Source organism: Dysgonomonas sp. GY617, from assembly GCF_015233815.1.
Classification (GTDB): Bacteria; Bacteroidota; Bacteroidia; order Bacteroidales; family Dysgonomonadaceae; genus Dysgonomonas_A.
The window spans coordinates 290,635-309,728 of sequence record NZ_JADCLR010000003.1 but is presented as its reverse complement, the minus strand read 5'-3'; the positions used below and the strand labels follow the sequence as shown (position 1 = coordinate 309,728).

At 34.6% G+C, this 19,094-nt stretch carries 13 protein-coding genes and 1 riboswitch; of the genes, 3 read left to right on the top strand and 10 right to left on the bottom strand.

The window, feature by feature from the left end; all coding sequences use genetic code 11:
- Positions 1-3: 3 nt before the first annotated feature.
- On the top strand, positions 4-855 hold the full coding sequence (locus IR022_RS05465) for a beta-1,6-N-acetylglucosaminyltransferase (protein ID WP_194202923.1): 852 nt from the start codon (positions 4-6) through the stop codon (positions 853-855).
- A complete protein-coding gene (locus tag IR022_RS05460) occupies positions 852-1,661 on the top strand; it encodes a glycosyltransferase family 2 protein (RefSeq protein ID WP_194202922.1) in 810 nt (269 codons plus the stop codon). Before IR022_RS05465 ends, IR022_RS05460 begins: the two co-directional genes overlap by 4 nt.
- 78 nt (positions 1,662-1,739) lie before the next feature.
- Here the strand turns inward: IR022_RS05460 and IR022_RS05455 are convergent, their stop codons facing one another.
- The 5 genes from IR022_RS05455 to IR022_RS05435 form a co-directional block, all read right to left on the bottom strand.
- Positions 1,740-3,062, bottom strand: a complete 1,323-nt coding sequence (locus IR022_RS05455) for an NAD(P)/FAD-dependent oxidoreductase (protein WP_050710605.1) — start codon at positions 3,060-3,062, stop codon at positions 1,740-1,742.
- Positions 3,063-3,196: 134 nt separating this feature from the next.
- Positions 3,197-3,847, bottom strand: a complete 651-nt coding sequence (locus tag IR022_RS05450) for a DedA family protein (RefSeq protein WP_317174049.1) — start codon at positions 3,845-3,847, stop codon at positions 3,197-3,199.
- Positions 3,848-4,003: 156 nt separating this feature from the next.
- On the bottom strand, positions 4,004-4,651 hold the full coding sequence (locus IR022_RS05445; protein ID WP_194202920.1) for a thiamine diphosphokinase: 648 nt from the start codon (positions 4,649-4,651) through the stop codon (positions 4,004-4,006).
- Positions 4,638-5,252, bottom strand: coding sequence for a nicotinamide riboside transporter PnuC (gene pnuC / locus IR022_RS05440; protein WP_199330271.1), 615 nt, complete (start codon positions 5,250-5,252; stop codon positions 4,638-4,640). The genes IR022_RS05445 and pnuC overlap by 14 nt, the downstream gene beginning before the upstream one ends.
- 77 nt (positions 5,253-5,329) lie before the next feature.
- Positions 5,330-7,555 (bottom strand): TonB-dependent receptor, encoded by a 2,226-nt coding sequence (locus IR022_RS05435; RefSeq protein WP_194202919.1) that lies wholly within the window; start codon positions 7,553-7,555, stop codon positions 5,330-5,332.
- Between the two features lie 107 nt (positions 7,556-7,662).
- Positions 7,663-7,750: riboswitch (TPP riboswitch) on the bottom strand.
- A 189-nt stretch (positions 7,751-7,939) separates the two neighbouring features.
- On the opposite strand from IR022_RS05435, the gene IR022_RS05430 reads away from it, so the two are divergent.
- Positions 7,940-8,920 (top strand): metallophosphoesterase family protein, encoded by a 981-nt coding sequence (locus IR022_RS05430; protein ID WP_050710600.1) that lies wholly within the window; start codon positions 7,940-7,942, stop codon positions 8,918-8,920.
- A gap of 85 nt (positions 8,921-9,005) precedes the next feature.
- Here IR022_RS05430 and IR022_RS05425 read toward each other — a convergent pair whose 3' ends face one another.
- From IR022_RS05425 to IR022_RS05405, 5 genes are all read right to left on the bottom strand, one after another.
- Positions 9,006-9,662: a superoxide dismutase gene (locus IR022_RS05425; protein WP_050710613.1), complete on the bottom strand. Its 657-nt coding sequence runs from the start codon at positions 9,660-9,662 to the stop codon at positions 9,006-9,008.
- A gap of 372 nt (positions 9,663-10,034) precedes the next feature.
- Positions 10,035-11,300 (bottom strand): hypothetical protein, encoded by a 1,266-nt coding sequence (locus tag IR022_RS05420; RefSeq protein WP_050711381.1) that lies wholly within the window; start codon positions 11,298-11,300, stop codon positions 10,035-10,037.
- Between the two features lie 27 nt (positions 11,301-11,327).
- Entirely contained in the window at positions 11,328-13,892 is a 2,565-nt protein-coding gene (gene gyrA, locus IR022_RS05415; RefSeq protein WP_194202918.1) for a DNA gyrase subunit A, read from the bottom strand.
- Between the two features lie 227 nt (positions 13,893-14,119).
- Positions 14,120-17,416 (bottom strand): preprotein translocase subunit SecA, encoded by a 3,297-nt coding sequence (gene secA, locus IR022_RS05410; RefSeq protein WP_194202917.1) that lies wholly within the window; start codon positions 17,414-17,416, stop codon positions 14,120-14,122.
- Between the two features lie 50 nt (positions 17,417-17,466).
- Positions 17,467-19,050: an alkaline phosphatase family protein gene (locus IR022_RS05405; RefSeq protein WP_194202916.1), complete on the bottom strand. Its 1,584-nt coding sequence runs from the start codon at positions 19,048-19,050 to the stop codon at positions 17,467-17,469.
- Between the last annotated feature and the right edge of the window lie 44 nt (positions 19,051-19,094).

Below are 19,094 nucleotides of genomic sequence, written 5' to 3'. Positions count from 1 at the left end.
GTAATGAAAGTAGCCTTATTGATTCATGCGCACACTAATCCTGAGCAACTTGCTCGATTGATTTCTCGTCTAAGACATCCCAATGTGGATATCTTTATAAATGTGGATGGAAAAGTTGATATCGAGCCTTTTAAGGATGCTGTAAAGAATGTGTTTTTTCTGAATGATAGGGTAGAGGTTGTTTGGGGGAGATTTTCTCAATTGCAGCAAATACTTAACTCATTCAATGAAATAACCCATACAAAAGCTATATATTCTCACATTTTATTTATTAGTGGGTTAGATTATCCTATTGTACCCATATCTGAAATAGTAGAGTTTCTGAATAATAAGCCTAATAAAAGCTATATAGATTCTTTTAAGTTGGGAACCGATGATTGGTCTAACTTAATGAGAAAACGTTTTGAATATTGGTTCTTTTTGCCTGAAAAAGACATAAGGAACAATCATATTATAAAGAAGATACTTCAAAAGCTTGGCTTTAAACGTAAATATCCTTTTACTGAAGTGTATTATGGTTCGTGCTGGTTCACTTTATCTACGGAAGCAGTGAACTATTTACTAGACTATACGGAGAGAAATCCGAAAGTTGTAGACTTTTTTAGATATACGGGATGTTCGGACGAGTTGTATATACAATCAGTATTATTAAATTCTCCTTTGAAAAAGGATATGGAGAACGAAATTTATCGTTTTTTTGATTGGGGTGATAAAGGGAAAAGTCCCAAGGTACTGACATCGGAAGATTTCCCTAAAATAGAAGCCTCTAAAGCTTGGTTTGCACGTAAATTAGATATTAATATTGATAGCCAACTTATAGATATGTTAGACAAATTAAATGCTGAAAAACAATGACTCTAGATAAAGTATCAGTTGTAACTGTTGTGTATAATGCAGTGTCTATCATAGAAGAAACTATTAAAAGTGTACTTGATCAGACATATTCTAACCTAGAATATATTGTTATAGATGGAGGCTCAACGGATGGAACAGTCGAATTAATTAGAAAATACGAAAACCAGCTATCCATATTTGTAAGTGAGCCAGATAAAGGTATTTATGATGCGATGAACAAAGGGATAGAAAGGGCCACGGGGAATTGGATTAATTTTATGAATGCCGGTGATCATTTTTACTCTTCGACTGTGGTTACAGAGATTTTTGATACACAGGAAGATTACTCTAAATATGCTACGGTTTATGGAGATGCAGAATATCGATTAAAAACTTTTTCGTATATACGACAAGGTTACGAGTGTGATAGAGACCATTTCATGCCATTCTCGCATCAGGCAGCTTTTGCTCGTGCTGATATTGCAAAGAAGAATAAATTCGATTTAAAGTATAAGATTGCTGCAGATACAGAGTTTTTCCTTCGATTAAACAGAGAAGGTCATCTATTGAAGCATGTTTCTGTTATTGTTTGTTCTTATGATGCCTCGGTGGGTATAAGTATGAATAGTGAGGTGAAGCATGCGAAAGAATTTGTAGACATGCAAATAGCATATGGTGCTCCAAATGACTCTCCTTATTTCAAAAAATATATAAGAAATGCTTATATCAGACAATTTATGAGAAGTTTGATACCTCATTTTATATGGGAAAGAGTGAGGGAAAATAAAATAAAGAAGCAAACCGATACAATAATAAAAGAGATCTAATTTAGATCTCTTTTATTATTTCTATGAAAGGCGTAATGTTGTAATATTTATTTTTTAAGTAAGGGTCTGTGACCTTATTTAATTGGTCTTTTCGCGTTCCTCTATCTCTTCATACATTCTATCGTTCTTTGGGCGAATAAAAAGGCGAAGTGAAACATCGTATGTAACATAACTCCATACCCAATCGATAAAAACAGATACTTTGTTTTTTATTCCTACAATAGAGAGAATGTGCACCCATAGCCATAACCACCATGCAACGGTTCCTCCAAAATGGAGTTTCCATATATCTGCTACAGCTGCATTTCTACCGATGGTAGCCAATGAACCTTTGTCTTTATATACAAACTTCTCTTTTACGGTATATCCCTTAGCTTCTTGATTTAGATTTTTAGCTAAGTTTCTTGCCATTTGCATTGCTACTTGAGCTACTTGTGGATGTCCTTTTGGAGAACTGTTCGATACAAGTAAACAAGTGTCACCAATAGAATATATGCTGTTGTGACCAATAACATTATTGTATTCGTCTACCAGTATACGACCTCTATTATAAGATTCTTCCTTTAATCCGACTAAACTATTTGGTTTAACACCTCCTACCCAGAAAACATTGTGTGTCTGAATTTTTTCGCCGTTAGATAGTTCTACATCAGGTTTATTGTAATCTTTTACAGATATATTCTGGTGGATAATAACACCTCTATTACGTAATGTTTCTTCTGCTTTTGCCGAAGCTTCCTCTGACATTGCAAATAACAAGCGTGGAGAAGCATCTACTAAGTGTATCTCCATCTTATTAAAGTCTAGCTCAGGATAATCCTTTGGTAATATAGTTTTTTTCATATCAGCCAAAGCTCCCGATAACTCAACACCTGTTGCTCCACCACCAACAATAACGAAAGTTAGCAATTCTCGTACCTTTTCGTCTGTTCTGGCACTTAGTGCTTTTTCGAAACTGAACAGAATTCTATTTCTAGCAAGTAGCGATTCCGAAATAGATTTTAGAGCATATGTAGATTCTTTAAGACTGTCATTTCCAAAATAATTGGTGTCGCAGCCTGTTGCTATTATAAGGTGATCGTATTTTAGAGATCCTATACTGGTCTCAATGATCTTTTCATCAGCTAAAACTTGTTTTGCATAACAAGTTCTAAAGTGAAAATCTTTCTTCCTTTGAAAGGTTTTGCGATGGGGATACGATATAGAGCTAGGCTCTAAGCCTCCGGTTGCTACTTGATACATCAAGGGTTGAAACTGATAGTAATTTACTTTGTCAATTAAAACTACTTGATAATAAGCAGAGTCTATTTTGCGAGCTATTTCTAAGCCGGCAAAACCACCTCCGATTATAACGATTCTTTGTTTTGACTGACAGTCCGGTATATTTGCGATTGCTTCCATTTATCTCATAGTTAAGGTCTCAGACCTATTTGTTGTCTATCTAAGCATAATAAGCAACTGTTAGTTATGACTGTAGAATGTGACAGTAAATATTATAATTACTCTAAATAAATGAGTTATGCAGAATGCTTGTTTTAAGCTTCTTTTTTGCTCTTAGCTCTTTCTCTGATTACTTCAACTATAGCTGGTACAATCGAAAGAAATATAATTGCTACCATTAGTAGCTTAAGATTTTGTTGTACCCAATCGATGGTACCTACGAAATAACCTAAAAGTGTAAATAACACAACCCAGATAACACCTCCTATAACATTATAGGCTGCAAAATGTTTATATCCCATATGTCCCATTCCTGCAACGAAAGGCGCGAATGTGCGAACGATTGGAACAAAGCGAGCTAAAATGATTGTTTTACCGCCATGCCTTTCGTAAAATTGATGGGTTTTCTCTAAATAGCTTTGTTTAAAGATCTTGGAATCGGGATTACTAAAGAGTTTCTCTCCAAAGAAACGCCCGATTGTATAGTTTACTCCATCGCCTAAAATAGCGGCTGCGATGAGTATTATATTCAAAATGATAATGTTAAAATCGCCGGTAACATTGGATGCTGCTAGAGCTCCTGCTACAAATAGGAGAGAATCTCCTGGAAGGAAAGGAGTTACCACTAAGCCTGTTTCGCAAAAGACGATTAAAAAGAGAATAGCATATACCCATACGCCATAATTTTCAACTAGTTCTAATAAGTGTCTGTCGATGTGAAGGATAAAATCGATAATGAAGTGTATAAATTCCATTGATTAAGTAGTATAAACAACATCAATATTAATGCCTCACAAAGATATTGCTTTTTTACGGTTAATGAAATAGAATAGAATGCTAAAATGCAGTTATATTAAGCTTTATCTATCTATTTGGAATAGTTATATGATTATTATCCGATGTTATGAAAAAGCTCTGAATACAACTAGTTTTCCGGTAGTTTCTATCGAAAAGGAGGTGCTTATTGATTCATTTAGAGTAGCTTGCCACCAATTTGTAAATACTCTTTTTTGTATGGGGTATTTGAGGTTGTTGGTTGTTACTTCGCAAGGAGAAATGCAAAATATTGAAATTTGTTGCCCTGGATAAGTTTCAAAAACACTTGAAGTGTTAATTGCATTGAATACACCATGGTTTGTGACCATACATATATCATCAATATAATCTATATAGTCGGCTAATAAACCAATATTTGCAATACTATGATCTTCTCGTTGCCCTGTAGCTCCAAGAATAATCAAGTCTTTTTTAGCTTGAGATATGCAATATTGTACTGATTTTGTAAGATCATTCGTTTCTTGCTCTTCTATCTGAATAATTAGGTCTTGGAATTTCTTTTTATTGGTTTCAGACAACGAGTCGCAGTCACCTACAATAGCTTGAGGTATTATATCTGTATGAGCTAAATTATTAATAGCACCATCGCAACAAACTATATAATTATTATTGGTGAGAATAGATAACGCAATGTCATTTGTAGGAAATTCTCCATTAGCCAATATTATAGCGTCAGCTTTAGTCGATAGAGTGGGGTATTTATATATTTTCATTTATTTCTTTAATTATCATCTTTTTCCATCTTAGGTATCCAAATACAGAAACTATACTGTAAACAAGGTACATAACGGAAGTGGGGTATAAGTCTTGGTATAAATATAAAAAAACAGATACGATGTTTATAACAATGAGTAATAGCCATTGTTCAACATATTTCTGAGCCAGCATCCACATGGCTACAATACTAATTGTAGTAACAAAACTATCGCCATATACAACTCCACTATCGGTATAAGTTTGTAAAACAAATACTATAATGCCAAAGATAATGATAGTGGCCACTGTAAGAGGTAATAACAATCGGGCAGGGGCATGGAGCAGTCCTATCTCATTTGTTGTATCAGCGTCTTCAATAGAAGGCTTATGCCATTTTATCCAACCATATATTCCAGCCAAAATATAGTAAATATTTATACATGCAAATGCATAGAAACCGGCATGTATGAATACAAAAGTGTAAAAAGATGACATGATAATGCCTGCCGGCCACATTTTGAGATCGGCCTTATATTCATAATAGAGATATAGGAGCCCAACAATGGCTCCTATAATCTCTACCCAATTCTCTTCAATAAAATTTATAATAATTTCCATTTACTTTTATATATGTCGTAATAGGAGTAGTCTTTTTGTTTTGCTTATCAAAGTAATAAAAAAGGTTTGTAACTTGATTAAAATCTAATACCTAATTTGGCCATTATATTGCGGGGTGCTTGAGGGAATAAGCCGGTATATACAATTTGTGTATTGTCCTCAAACTTATCGGTAGACACCCACGCATTAGCTACATATTCTTTATTAAATACATTGTTAACAAAGAATTGAAGATCAATTTCTCCCATTTTTTGTGTTTTGAAGGTATACCCGATAGTCAGATTGCTTACAAAATAATCAGCTAATTGATTGTTTTTGTTAGAGGTATTGTCATAATATTGTTTTCCAACATATTTACCAATAAGTGCAACAGACAATTTTTTATAGGGTGTAACAGTAATTATTCCACTACCAACAACGTTAGGAGAGAAAGAAATATCTGTTGATTTGAAATGCTCTGATGTTTGACCTACTAAATTCCAATCTGTTTGATTATCATATAAATCGAAATAGGCAGTATAGTCTTTTATTTTATTTCTGCTTATAGTAACATTAGCATCCAAACGTATCCATTCTGCAAATTGATAAGCTCCTATCAACTCTAAACCTAAACGATAGCTATCAGGTACATTTTCCATCAGTTTATAGCCTACATCGTTTAGTTTACCTGTTTGAACCATCTGATCTTTATACTTCATATAATAGATATTGGCATTAAAAGAGGCTCCAGCCGAAGCATATCTATAGCCAAATTCATAATCTAGCATTTGCTCAGGCTTGATGCGTTGAAAGCTACCTCCCTTTACTGATTCTTTTATATCTGTTCGCAAAGGTTCACGTTGAGCAAAAGATAATGATGCATATACTTCATTCTTAGTATCAAAGGTATATGAGAGTCCACCTTTAGGGTTGAAAAAGCTAAAATAGTTATTATTAGTTATATCTTGCAGGTCATCATCAATGCCTTTCATTCTATAATCAATATAGCGGTATTGAAGATCTCCGAACACAGATAAACCATTGGTTACTCTATATGATCCTTTCATGAAAATATTAAATTCTTTCTTATTTGCATCATTTCTATACCATTCGTAGTTAGCCGGAATGTTTTGATTGAGTTTAGACCATTTAAGCTCTCCATAGTGATCTCCAACAAAAGAGGATACCATAACCCCTCCAACCAAGCTTAATTGGTCTGTAATGTAGTTTAAAGTAGCACTACCGGTATAGAAATTATTCTTCATCAGTTTTTGTCTGATAATATCAGAAGACTTATATAAGGAGTCATTCACCAACTGAGGAGCTAAGCCAAATTTCTTGAATTTCTGATCCATTTTATAATTCTCATAATATCCATATCCATGGTTGTAATTAAATCCTACATTTAATGACAATTGCTCACTTATAGTGTTCGAATAGGTTAGCTGTACTATGTTAGAATAATAATTGTCTGTTTCGTTATCGTAATATTGTACATTGCCAGCGCTGTCATAAAATCTACCAGCAGTATTATATCTACGGTCTACTTTCATTTGCTCGGGGCTGATTCCTTCCCAAGTGATTCCTGTGTGCTGAATACCATTGATGTAGCTTAATTTTAGCAACTGGTTATCAGTATAATAAGATAGTGCTGCGTATGCGGAACGATGGTTTACTTTACCGTTACGAATATATCCGTCTCCTGTTACACGCGAATAGCGTCCATCAAAAGAAAGACCATTTTTGAGAATACCACTTCCTGCTGCGATAGTGGATGTAAATGTATTATAACTACCGATGGCAGTAGACGCTTCTCCATATGCTTCGGGCTTTGCTCCTTGGCTTTTCATCGATATACTGGCACCAAAAGCTCCGGCTCCGTTGGTTGAAGAACCCACGCCGCGCTGTACCTGAATACTTTGTAGAGAGTTAGATATATCAGGGATATTTACCCAATATACTTCTTGACTTTCTGGATTATTGAGAGGCATTCCATTCAAGGTTACATTGATACGCGTAGCATCTGTACCTCTTATTCGTAGAGAGGTATTTCCTACTCCTGAGCCATCTTCGGAGAAAGCAACTACGGAAGGCATGGTTTCCAGAATATAGGGGATATTCCTTGCCGCATTGTTTTCTTTTATTTTTATAGAACTGATATTCGAGAATGCGATGGGAGCACGTTCGTTAACTCGAGTTGCTGATACAATAATCTCACTTAGATTTACTTGTTTCAAGCTGTCTGGAATTGGAATTTCTATTTCCTCAGAGAATAGAGAAACGCTAGATAGAAAAACAGTGAAAGATATTATTTCCTTTTTCATTTAAATAATAATGATTAGTGATAAAATGCAGAACATTTCATCGAGCTTAATAAATAAAAAAGGGGATTACGAGAAGTTTACCTTATTGTGAAGTAGTATGCATTGTGCACGAAGCATATCTATTTCCCTACGCCGGCATTATCCGGATCAGGTTATATGGGTATAATCTCAGCCTTTGGGGCACCCCTAGATCAGGAGGCAAAGATATAAAAGAATAAGAAACAACAGCTCCAGTAATAGTTAAAAAGAGCATGGATAGAGTAGGGGACTGCATTATTGTTTATTATTAGAGGGGATATTTCATTTATAATTTGTATTATTGGTATACTATAATGAACTACCTTAGTAGTTTACCTATTTTAACCCAATAAATCTAATATTGTTATGCATGCACGAATTTTAATTTTATGTTTATTCTTTTCTCCATTATTAAAAGCTCAGGAGGTGATTGATTTTACTTTGTTTACAGATATCCATCAAGATATAATACATGATGCCGATATTCGATTGAGAGATGTCTTTGAAGCTGCGGAGAAGAATTCATCACAATTCATTATTCAATTAGGTGATTTTGCTATGAGAAAGCCTGAAAACAAAGAGTTTGTTGAATCTTGGCTTAACTACCCATTGGAAAAATATTCCGTTCTAGGGAATCACGATATGGATATTGGTACAAAAGAACAGTATGTTGAATATTTGAAAATGAAAGCCCCTTATTATTATTTTGATAAAGGTATATTTCGTTTTATAGTCTTAGATACCAATAATTTTATAGATGCCAATGGGGAAGAAATAGATTATGCAGATGGTAATTATTATGGTAAAAAGAATGATAGGATATCGTCAAAACAATTAAATTGGCTAGAAGCTTTATTAAAAGATAAAAGTAAACATATCGTTTTATTTACTCATGCACCTGTTGATGGGGCACTTGATGATAATGAGAGTTTTGTAGCTTTAAGGAGTATTTTAAATAAAGCAAGGCTTGATGGTGTAACTATTGTAGGTGTATTAAGTGGTCATAATCATGTCGACTGTCATACAATAAGAGATGGAATAAACTATATGCAGATTAATAGTGCAAGTTATGTATGGGTTGGAGAAGAATATGCTGATAGAACACGTTTTCCTGAATCAGTTTATCAAACACGTTCAGCTTTGCCATATACAGTTCCATATAAAAGTGCTTTATATGCAAATATATCAATTGATTCTAAAGCTCGTCAAATATCAATTAAGGGCTCAAAAAGTTCTTTCATACCACCTTCTCCGCAGGAATTAGATAGACCTGAACAAATTAATAATCTAACACAAGATAAAGTTGTAAGTTCTGCCCTGATAACAGATATAACTTACGCATATTAAGAACTAAAAGAGAGTAGGGTTTCCCTTAAAAAATAAAAGCAGTCTTATTCTATAAGACTGCTTTTATTGAATTTATGAGTTTTGATTAGTAACGTGCACTAACTACGTCCCAATTGATGATTTTCCAAACTTCAGCTAAGTGATCAGCACGACGGTTTTGGTAATCTAGATAGTATGCATGTTCCCATACGTCAATTCCTAAGATTGGAGTTAAACCTTTTACAACAGGATTGCTACCATTTGGTTCTTTTTCGATAGATAGGTTACCGCTAGCGTCTTTAGCTAACCATACCCAACCTGATCCAAATAATCCAGCACCAGCTGTATTAAATTCTTTTTGGAAGTTTTCAAACGAACCAAATTTAGCTGTAATAGCTTCAGCTAATTTTCCTTTAGGAGAACCACCTGTTCCAGGAGTTGTAAATGAAGCAAAATATAGGTCGTGATTCAAAATCTGACCAGCATTATTAAATATAGCTCCATCACTTTCTTTGATGATAGTAATAAGATCCGAATTTTCGAATTTAGTTCCTGGTACTAAATTGTTCAGATTGTTTACATACGTTTGAAGGTGTTTACCATAATGTAGTTCTACAGTTTGTTGACTGATAACTGGCTCTAAAGCATTTGTTGCATATGGCAACTTAGGCATTTCAAATTTCATAGCTTTTGTACTTTTATAATCGTTATTATTATTTGTTTGATCCTCCACGTTTAAATTAAAACTAAGTAAAGTCATCAGAAAGTAAGAGATAATCGTAGTCATATACTTGTTTTTTTAATTAAGCATTATACAAATTAAACAAATCTATTCGACATTTGTTTGAAAATCACTTTCATATTTATATAGATTGTTTCTAAGTCAGCATTGACAGAGTATATTCTTTAACATAATACTTTAATTTACTATGCTTTGAATAGGAGTCTTTGAGTGATTATTACTAACGGTATTAATTAATAAAACATCAATTAAACATAATGGTAATTATGTAACATTTTAATCTTTTGAATTAATTGGAGAAAATGTGCTTCTATACAGGCTTATAAATAAAAAATAAGGGGTTATCACTATTTGATAACCCCTTATAGATTTCGATTAAGTTTTATTTAAAACTTAATATTTATATTTTTCAAGTTCAGCACTTACAGCTTCGTATTCTTTCTCCATATTTAGATTGTAGTATACGTTTTGTAGTTTAACTAACATTGATTTGATTTCTTGTTCGTCAGCTGTACGACCTTCCAATACTGATTTATATTTCTCTAATAAAGGAAATGCTTTGTTGTATAGGTCTTTAGCTTTGTCATCTAATTCAGCTCTTTCTTTAGCTGAAGAAACATTACCAGCCTCTTCTTTCAAGTTTTGTGCTTGTACAATATAAGATACAGCTAAACCCTCAAGAGCTCTCTCACAAGCAGGGTCTTTGCTCAAAGCAGCTTGATATGTAGCATCTGCAGTAACAAAGTCTCTCTTCTCAGCAAATAGAGAAGCTTTTACACTATACATATCGCATGATCCTTCAGGATTGTTTGCAATAGCTCTATCTAAATAAGCAATTGCTTCTTCAGATTTACCCGCTTTGATATATTGATTGATCAAGTTAGGAACAAAGTATTTGTTTTCAGGGAATTTAGCAGCAGCAAGTTCCAATGTTTTCACAAAGTTTACACTGTCTTTAGTATTTTCGTATTCGCTAGCTAAAAGCTCATATACATCACTTTCTTTGTATGTGCTATTAGGAGTAAATGGTTCAGAAAGTATTCTGCTCAATAGTTCAATAGCTCTTTGATCTTCTTTTGCTTGGATAGCAGTGATAACAGCATAATACTTAATAGTTTGGAATGTACTATCGTTAGTATTTATTTTGTCTTTATCATCAGCAAATATTTGCAAAGAAGGTAACTCCCAATATTTTTCGAAGAAGATAGATGCTTTGCTATAATCTTGTTTATCATTATAGTAAACACCACCATTGATAAAGAATGGGTGATTAGCTCTTAAAGTTACAGCTATATCTTTTCTGAATTTGTTTTTTACTTTTCCTTTTTCATCAGGTATTTGACCTAACTCATCCGCTTTGATATAGGGTGCATATGAATTCAATAGAGCATCATACATGATGTCTTCTTTGAACTCTTTTTGAAGCATTTGATTTGTTCTCTGAGTATCAAATGCCTTATTTTCAATATCACCTGCAACTTTCCAAGTTTCAGCATCATTAGCTGTTTCAGGGTCAGTAAGTGCCGGTTTAATTAGTTCTCGAGCCTCAGTAAAATTGTTCGAGTTCATTTCACTCTTAGCATCTTTTACCGCCTTTTTTTGTGCAAAAGATAGCGCTACTACCATGCACAATGTTGCTGTCAAAAGTACTTTCTTCATCGTTTATTAAAATTTTAATAATTATTGTTATTCATCAGAATTGTCTTCGTTCGAAGATGTATTATTCTCATTGTTTAATTCATCAAGTATTATATCATCCTCAATAATGATATCTTCGTCTTTTTCAGACATAACCTTACAAACAGACGCTATCTGATCGTTACGTTTACCTAGATTAATCAGTTTCACACCTTGAGTTGCACGTCCCATAACTCGTAGATTGTCAACCTTAACGCGGATAGTAATACCCGATTTATTGATAATCATCAAGTCATTTTCGTCAGTAACATTACTAATAGAAACAAGTTTACCTGTTTTTTCAGTAATACTCATGGTTTTTACACCTTTACCTCCACGGCTTGTTATGCGATATACAGGCTCTCCATCTTCGTCATTCAATCTGGTACGTTTTCCGTATCCAAGTTCAGACACAACCATAATAGTTTCTTCAGGAGCATCTTTAGACATTGCAATCATTCCGATTACTTCATCTGTTGGGTCTTCGTCTATACGCATACCACGTACTCCAGTTGCTGTACGACCCATTTCGCGTACATCTGACTCGTGGAAACGAATAGCTCTACCATTACGATTGGCTATTAATATTTCGCTATTACCATCAGTCATCAATACTTCGATAACTTTATCATCTTCGCGAATTGTAATAGCATTAACACCGTTTTGGCGAGGTCTTGAGTATGCTGCTAAACTAGTTTTCTTAATAACACCTTGTTTAGTACAGAATACAAGGAAATGATTATTTACGAATTCGGTATCGTTAAGACCCTTAATTCTAATAAATGCATTTACCTTATCTTCAGCCTCAATATTCAACATATTCTGAATAGCTCTTCCTTTCGAATTCTTGCTACCTTCAGGTATATCGAATACTCTCAACCAATAACATCTACCTTTTTGAGTAAAGAACAACATATAGTTGTGCATAGATGCAGGATAAATATATTCAACAAAGTCGGTGTCTCTGGTTTCAGAACCCTTAACTCCCACTCCACCTCTATGCTGAGCCTTAAATTCAGATAGTGGTGTACGTTTAATATATCCCATGTGAGATATTGTGATAATCATTTCGTCATCAGCGTAGAAATCTTCCGGATTCATTTCAATATCCGAATAAACAATCTCGCTACGACGAATATCACCATATTTATCTCTTACCTCTATTAATTCATCTTTGATAACCTGCATACAAAGTACTTCGTCATTTAAGATTTCATTAAGATAAGCGATCAATTTTTGTATTTCAGAATATTCGCTATGCAGTTTGTCTTGTTCTAGTCCAGTTAATTGACGTAGACGCATTTCAACAATAGCTCGAGCTTGAATATCTGATAGTTGGAATCTGTTTATAAGTCCTTCGATTGCCTCTTGAGGCGATTTAGAACCACGTATAATGGCAATTACTTCATCAATATTATCTGATGCAATAATTAAACCTTCTAAGATGTGAGCTCTTTCTTCAGCTTTTAAAAGATCGTATTTTGTTCTGCGGATAACAACTTCATGTCTGTGTTCAACAAACAACGAAATCATATCTTTTAGGTTAAGCATTTGTGGACGTCCTTTTACAAGTGCAATATTATTTACACTAAAAGAACTTTGTAATGCAGTAAGTTTGTATAATTTATTTAGTACAACATTTGCGTTCGCATCCCTCTTCACATCAACAACAATACGCATTCCTTCACGGTCTGACTCGTCATTGACATTGCTTATACCTTCAATTTTTTTATCACCAACTAAGTCCGCAATATGCTTAATTAATTCGGCTTTATTAACTTGAAATGGAATTTCGGAAATAACAATTTTTTCATGGTTTCCATCCATTTCAATCTCAGCACGTCCGCGCATAATAACACGTCCACGTCCAGTCTCAAAAGCATCTTTAACACCTTGATAACCATAGATGAAACCACCTCCAGGGAAGTCGGGAGCTTTTACATGCTCCATCAAACCTTCAATGTCAATTTCTCTATTGTCAATGTAGGCAACAGTAGCATTGATAACTTCAACCATATTGTGAGGAGGCATGTTAGTAGCCATACCCACAGCAATACCTGAAGCACCATTTATTAATAAATTGGGAATACGTGTAGGTAAAACGGTTGGTTCCTTTAAGGTATCATCAAAGTTTAGTTGAAAATCAACAGTATCTTTGTCAATATCCTTAAGCATTTCTTCTGCTAGTTTGCTAAGACGAGCCTCAGTATAACGCATAGCAGCCGGAGAGTCTCCATCTACACTACCCATGTTACCTTGTCCATCTACTAATAGATAACGCATACTCCATTCCTGTGCCATGCGGACCATCGCAAAATATACGGATGAATCACCATGTGGGTGGAATTTACCTAAAACTTCCCCTACAATTCTCGCGGATTTTTTATAGGGCTTATTGGATGTGTTTCCTAATTCGCTCATCCCGAAAAGAATACGGCGATGTACGGGTTTAAACCCATCTCTAACATCGGGTAAAGCACGACCTACAATAACAGACATTGAATAATCAATGTATGCTGATTTCATTTCGTCCTCGATGTTAATTCTAATAATTCTATCTTCCTGATCTATCATTAAAGATAAGTTTTAATATAATATTTTTTTGTTTGTTTTCTATTTTAATATAAAGTGCTACTGACTTTAAAAACCCTGCTAAATTACAAAAAAACTTTCAATTTTGGAAACATTTTGACACAAACTAATGGTTGCTGGTGAAGATTATAGTAAAAAAGAGAAGAGTCTTATATTGCTAAAAATAAGCAATATAAGACTCTTGTGTGTCTCTGGAGATAAGTTAATGATTAATCTTCATCTTGTCCATGGCAGTTTTTGTATTTTTTGCCACTTCCACAGAAGCAAGGATCATTTCTTCCTAATTTTTTTTCAACTCTGATTGGAGCTTGTTTAGGTTTTTTATTTTCCTCTTTTGGAGCTTGTTCATCATCTATATCTTCTTTTTCAGTCTTGTACTTACTGAAATCTGTTTTCTCTTCAATTTTAGCTTCTTGTACTTCTTCTGATTGACGAACAGGTATTTGACCACGCATCAAAATAGCTACTGCTTTTTTATTGATACTGTCGACCATTGTTTTGAATAAACTGAAAGATTCAAGTTTATAAATCAATAGAGGATCTTTTTGCTCGTAACTTGCATTCTGAACAGAATGACGTAGTTCGTCCATTTCGCGCAAGTGCTCTTTCCATTGTTCATCAATAGTATGTAGAAGAATCGATTTCTCAAAAGATTTAATAACTCCCTTAGAACCAGTTTCGTATGCTTCTTTTAAGTTACAAGTAACATTATAGATACGTTTACCATCAGTTATAGGAATTAATATATTCTCGAAGTTTCCTCCTTGATTTTCAAATACATCTTTGATTACAGGATTTGCTATTTCTGCCAATCTGTCCATTCTCTGTTTGAAATTCTTTACAGCATGTTCATATACTAAATCTACAAGCTTCTCAGGTCTTGCAGATCTGAATGTAGCTTCATCAATAGGACATTCCATTGCCAATACGCGAAGGATTTCAATTTTTAGACCTTCATAGTCTTGATTATCTGCAGATTGTTCAGTAATAGAGTTTGCCGAATCGAATAACATATTCATAATGTCTATGCCAATACGTTCTCCCATAAGGGCGTGGCGACGACGTTTGTAAATAACTTCACGTTGTGAATTCATTACATCATCGTATTCAAGCAGACGTTTACGAATACCAAAGTTATTTTCTTCCACTTTCTTCTGAGCACGTTCTACCGATTTGCTCAACATATTGTGTTCAAGTACTTCGCCTTCTTTGAATCCCATTCTATCCATTAGGCTAGCAATACGCTCAGTAGCAAATAAACGCATCAATTGGTCTTCAAGAGAAACAAAGAACACAGATGATCCTGGGTCTCCTTGACGTCCTGCACGACCACGTAACTGACGGTCAACGCGACGAGATTCGTGTCTTTCTGTACCTAAAATTGCTAAACCTCCTGCAGCTTTAACTTCCGGAGAAAGCTTAATGTCGGTACCACGACCTGCCATATTGGTTGCAATGGTTACTGCACTGGTTTGTCCAGCTAGAGCAACAATCTCAGCCTCTTTTTGGTGCAGCTTAGCATTCAATACATTATGTTTGATCTTACGTTGAGTAAGCATTCTGCTTAAAAGTTCCGATATTTCAACAGATGTTGTACCTACAAGAACCGGACGTCCTTTAGATGTAAGGTCTTCAACTTCTTGTATAACAGCAGCATATTTCTCGCGTTTTGTTTTGTAGATACGATCATTCATATCAGAACGAGAGATTGGGCGGTTGGTCGGAATTACTACAACATCTAATTTGTAGATATCCCATAGTTCACCTGCTTCTGTTTCTGCTGTACCTGTCATACCTGACAGTTTGTTGTACATACGGAAATAATTTTGAAGTGTAATAGTTGCAAAAGTCTGAGTTGCAGCTTCTACCTTCACGTGTTCTTTAGATTCTATTGCTTGATGAAGTCCGTCTGAATAGCGACGGCCATCCATTATACGACCTGTTTGCTCATCAACAATCATTACTTTATTGTCAATAACAACATATTGATCGTCTTTTTCAAATAGAGTATATGCTTTAAGTAATTGGTTTACTGTATGAACACGTTCTGATTTGACGCTATAGTTTTGCATCAATTCATCTTTTTTCTCTGCTTTTTCTTCATCTGTAGTGTTGGCATTTTCTATTTCTGCCATTTGTGCACCAATATCAGGAAGAACGAAGAAAAGAGGATCATCAGAATTACCAGTTAAAAGGTCGATACCTTTATCAGTTAGCTCAATACTGTTGTTCTTTTCATCAATAACGAAGTACAATTCGTCAGTAACAATATGCATATTACGCAATTGCTCAGACATATAATGTTCTTCGGTTTTAAGCATAGCCGATTTAATACCAGGCTCACTCAAAAACTTGATAAGAGGTTTATTTTTAGGTAAACCTTTGTATGATCTGTATAGTAAAAGTGCACCTTCTTCTTGTTCTTTAGAATCAGAAGACGCCATTTTTGATTTAGCTTCTGCAAGCAGTTTAGTACAAAGATCTCTTTGAGTTTTTACGATAATTTCGACACGAGGGCGAAATTCGTCAAACATCTGCACTTCTCCTTTTGGAATTGGACCCGAAATAATAAGAGGAGTACGAGCATCATCAATTAATACCGAGTCAACTTCATCGACAATAGCATAATTGTGTTTGCGTTGCACTAAGTCAGAAGGACTGATAGCCATATTGTCACGAAGGTAGTCAAAACCAAATTCGTTATTTGTACCAAATGTAATATCAGCTTGATATGCTTTGCGACGACCTTCTGAGTTTGGTTGGTGTTTATCGATACATTCTACAGATAATCCGTTGAACATATACAATGGTCCCATCCATTCAGAGTCACGTCGAGCCAAATAGTCATTCACTGTAACCAGATGGACCCCATTTCCTGTAAGCGCATTTAGAAAAACAGGAAGTGTACCTACCAAAGTTTTACCTTCTCCTGTTGCCATTTCGGCAATTTTACCTTTATGAAGAACGACCCCTCCAAATAACTGAACATCATAGTGGATCATATCCCACGTGATTTCGTTACCTCCGGCCATCCAGTGGTTTTGATAAATTGCTTTATCACCTTCAATGCGTACAAAATCTTTTGTTTCAGCAAGTTCTCTGTCAAAATCAGTAGCAGTAACTACAATTTCTTCATTTTGAGTAAAACGACGAGCTGTATCTTTTACTACAGAGAAAGCCTCAGGCATGATTTGGTCTAAAACAACTTCGTATTTCTCTGTAATTTCTTTTTCAAGCTTGTCTATTTCAGCCCAGATATCTTCTCTTTGATCAATCTCAATATCTTCAATCCCAGCTTTTAGTTCAGCTATTTTATTTTTCTCTACAGAAACAAAATCTTGTATTTTTTGTTTCAGTTCTACAGTTTTAGCTCTTAATTCGTCATGCGATAGAGCCTCTATAGCAGGATATGCAGCTTTTATCTTTTCCACATAAGGAGTGATCTGCTTTGCATCCCTTGTTGATTTATTGCCAAAAAGTTTGGCTAGAATATCATTAAATCCCATATATATTGTTTGTTATTATTTTTCAGTTTTATATTAGAGTTCTTGTTGTTTTAAAGAAACTCGGATAAAGGTTCGTCTTTAGCAGCATTGGGGGAACGTATGCGTAGTATTCGACATACTGTCGGTGCTATTTCTGTGGCTTTTATTGTTCTTTTTATTTTCTCGGGTTTTGTATTAAAACCAAAGAAAATTACAGGAGTAACTATAGATACTTCTCTCTGTATTTTCTTTATAGATGAAGTGTTTTGCTCGTCAACAATCTGATATCCGGGACGTATTTGTATTATAATATCGCCTGATACATCCTTATCTAAAGCATTGCGATAAGCCAACATGTTAGAATTTGCTTTTCCGGTAAGGAGTTGAATCGATGTTGTTGCATCTTGTACTCCTGTAAATTGGACAACAAATTCAGCGGCTTTATTTTGTATTTCTTCTAAACTGATGTTTTTGCTTTCGATCAGCTTACGATTCAAATATATTTGTTGATTATGGTATTTCTCTACCCATTGCTCTTTACCATAAATAGCCATCAAATACATATTCAACAATGCTTCGCATCTGTTGGTGTAAAATGTACCTGCCGATGCTTGGATATTATCGCTGTTAACAATGTTAGAACTGTAATATCCGGTAGAGGTCACAAAGATTAGCGTATTCTGAAGACCTACAGTCTTTTCAACCTGATCTAGTAATGCTGCTATTTCTCTGTCTAGACGTGCATATGTATCTTGTATCTCATAAGAATATTCACCATCTGTTGATGCTGAAAAATTACCTGCATAATAAGTAAGAGCTAGAAAATCAGGACGTGAACGTTTACCCATATCAGCTTTATGCATTAATGCTATGGCTGTTTTGGTTATATTCTCGTTGACAAATGGAGATTCTTTGAATAACTGAAAAGAATTATCAGCCCGAACCAGTTTATTGCTAAAGCTAACGGCTTCGCTTCCGTATGGAAATAAATTATACTTATCGGGGCTCAAGAGTGGCTGCCAAATAAGTGTATTTATTCTATTGGGGTAGATATTTGAGCGATTTTCTTGTTCAACACTCCAGTCAAAATCTTTGAAGTAGGTTGAAGTTGCCCATTTCCCTGAATAATCTTCTATCCAATAAGCTCCATTTGCCGAGTGTCCAGCAGAAATAAGGGCTTGAAAAGAATTTGGTGCAAAACTATATATATCGGATTTCCCTTTAGAAGCAATTTTTAATTCATCAGTAATAGTTCCTACGCGTAACGCAGCAGGGGATAACTTTTCTTTGGTGTAATTCCCCAAAAAAGAATTATCCTCGAAAATAGATACTTCCGAGTTTCTGTCAGGTAAAAACCGTTTGCTGTAAATTATACCATGGTGAGAAGGATTAGTCCCTGTATATATTGTTGCTATTGAAGAAGCTTCGTTCAGATTTGGAAAATCAAATCTCATGTTTTGGTATACTAAGCCTTCATTTAAAAGTCTTTTGAAGCCTCTTTCAGAGAAAGTATGTTGAAATAATTCTAGATAGTCTGCTCGCAACTGGTCAATAGTTATCCCAATCACCAACTTTGGAGTTTCTCTCAAAGTAGTTTGCGATTGTATAGATGCTACTGTTAGTACAGCTACAAGGGATGTTATTATTCTTATCATTAAACTATCTAGCTAATCTTTATAGTGTTTCTACTATTTTGTAA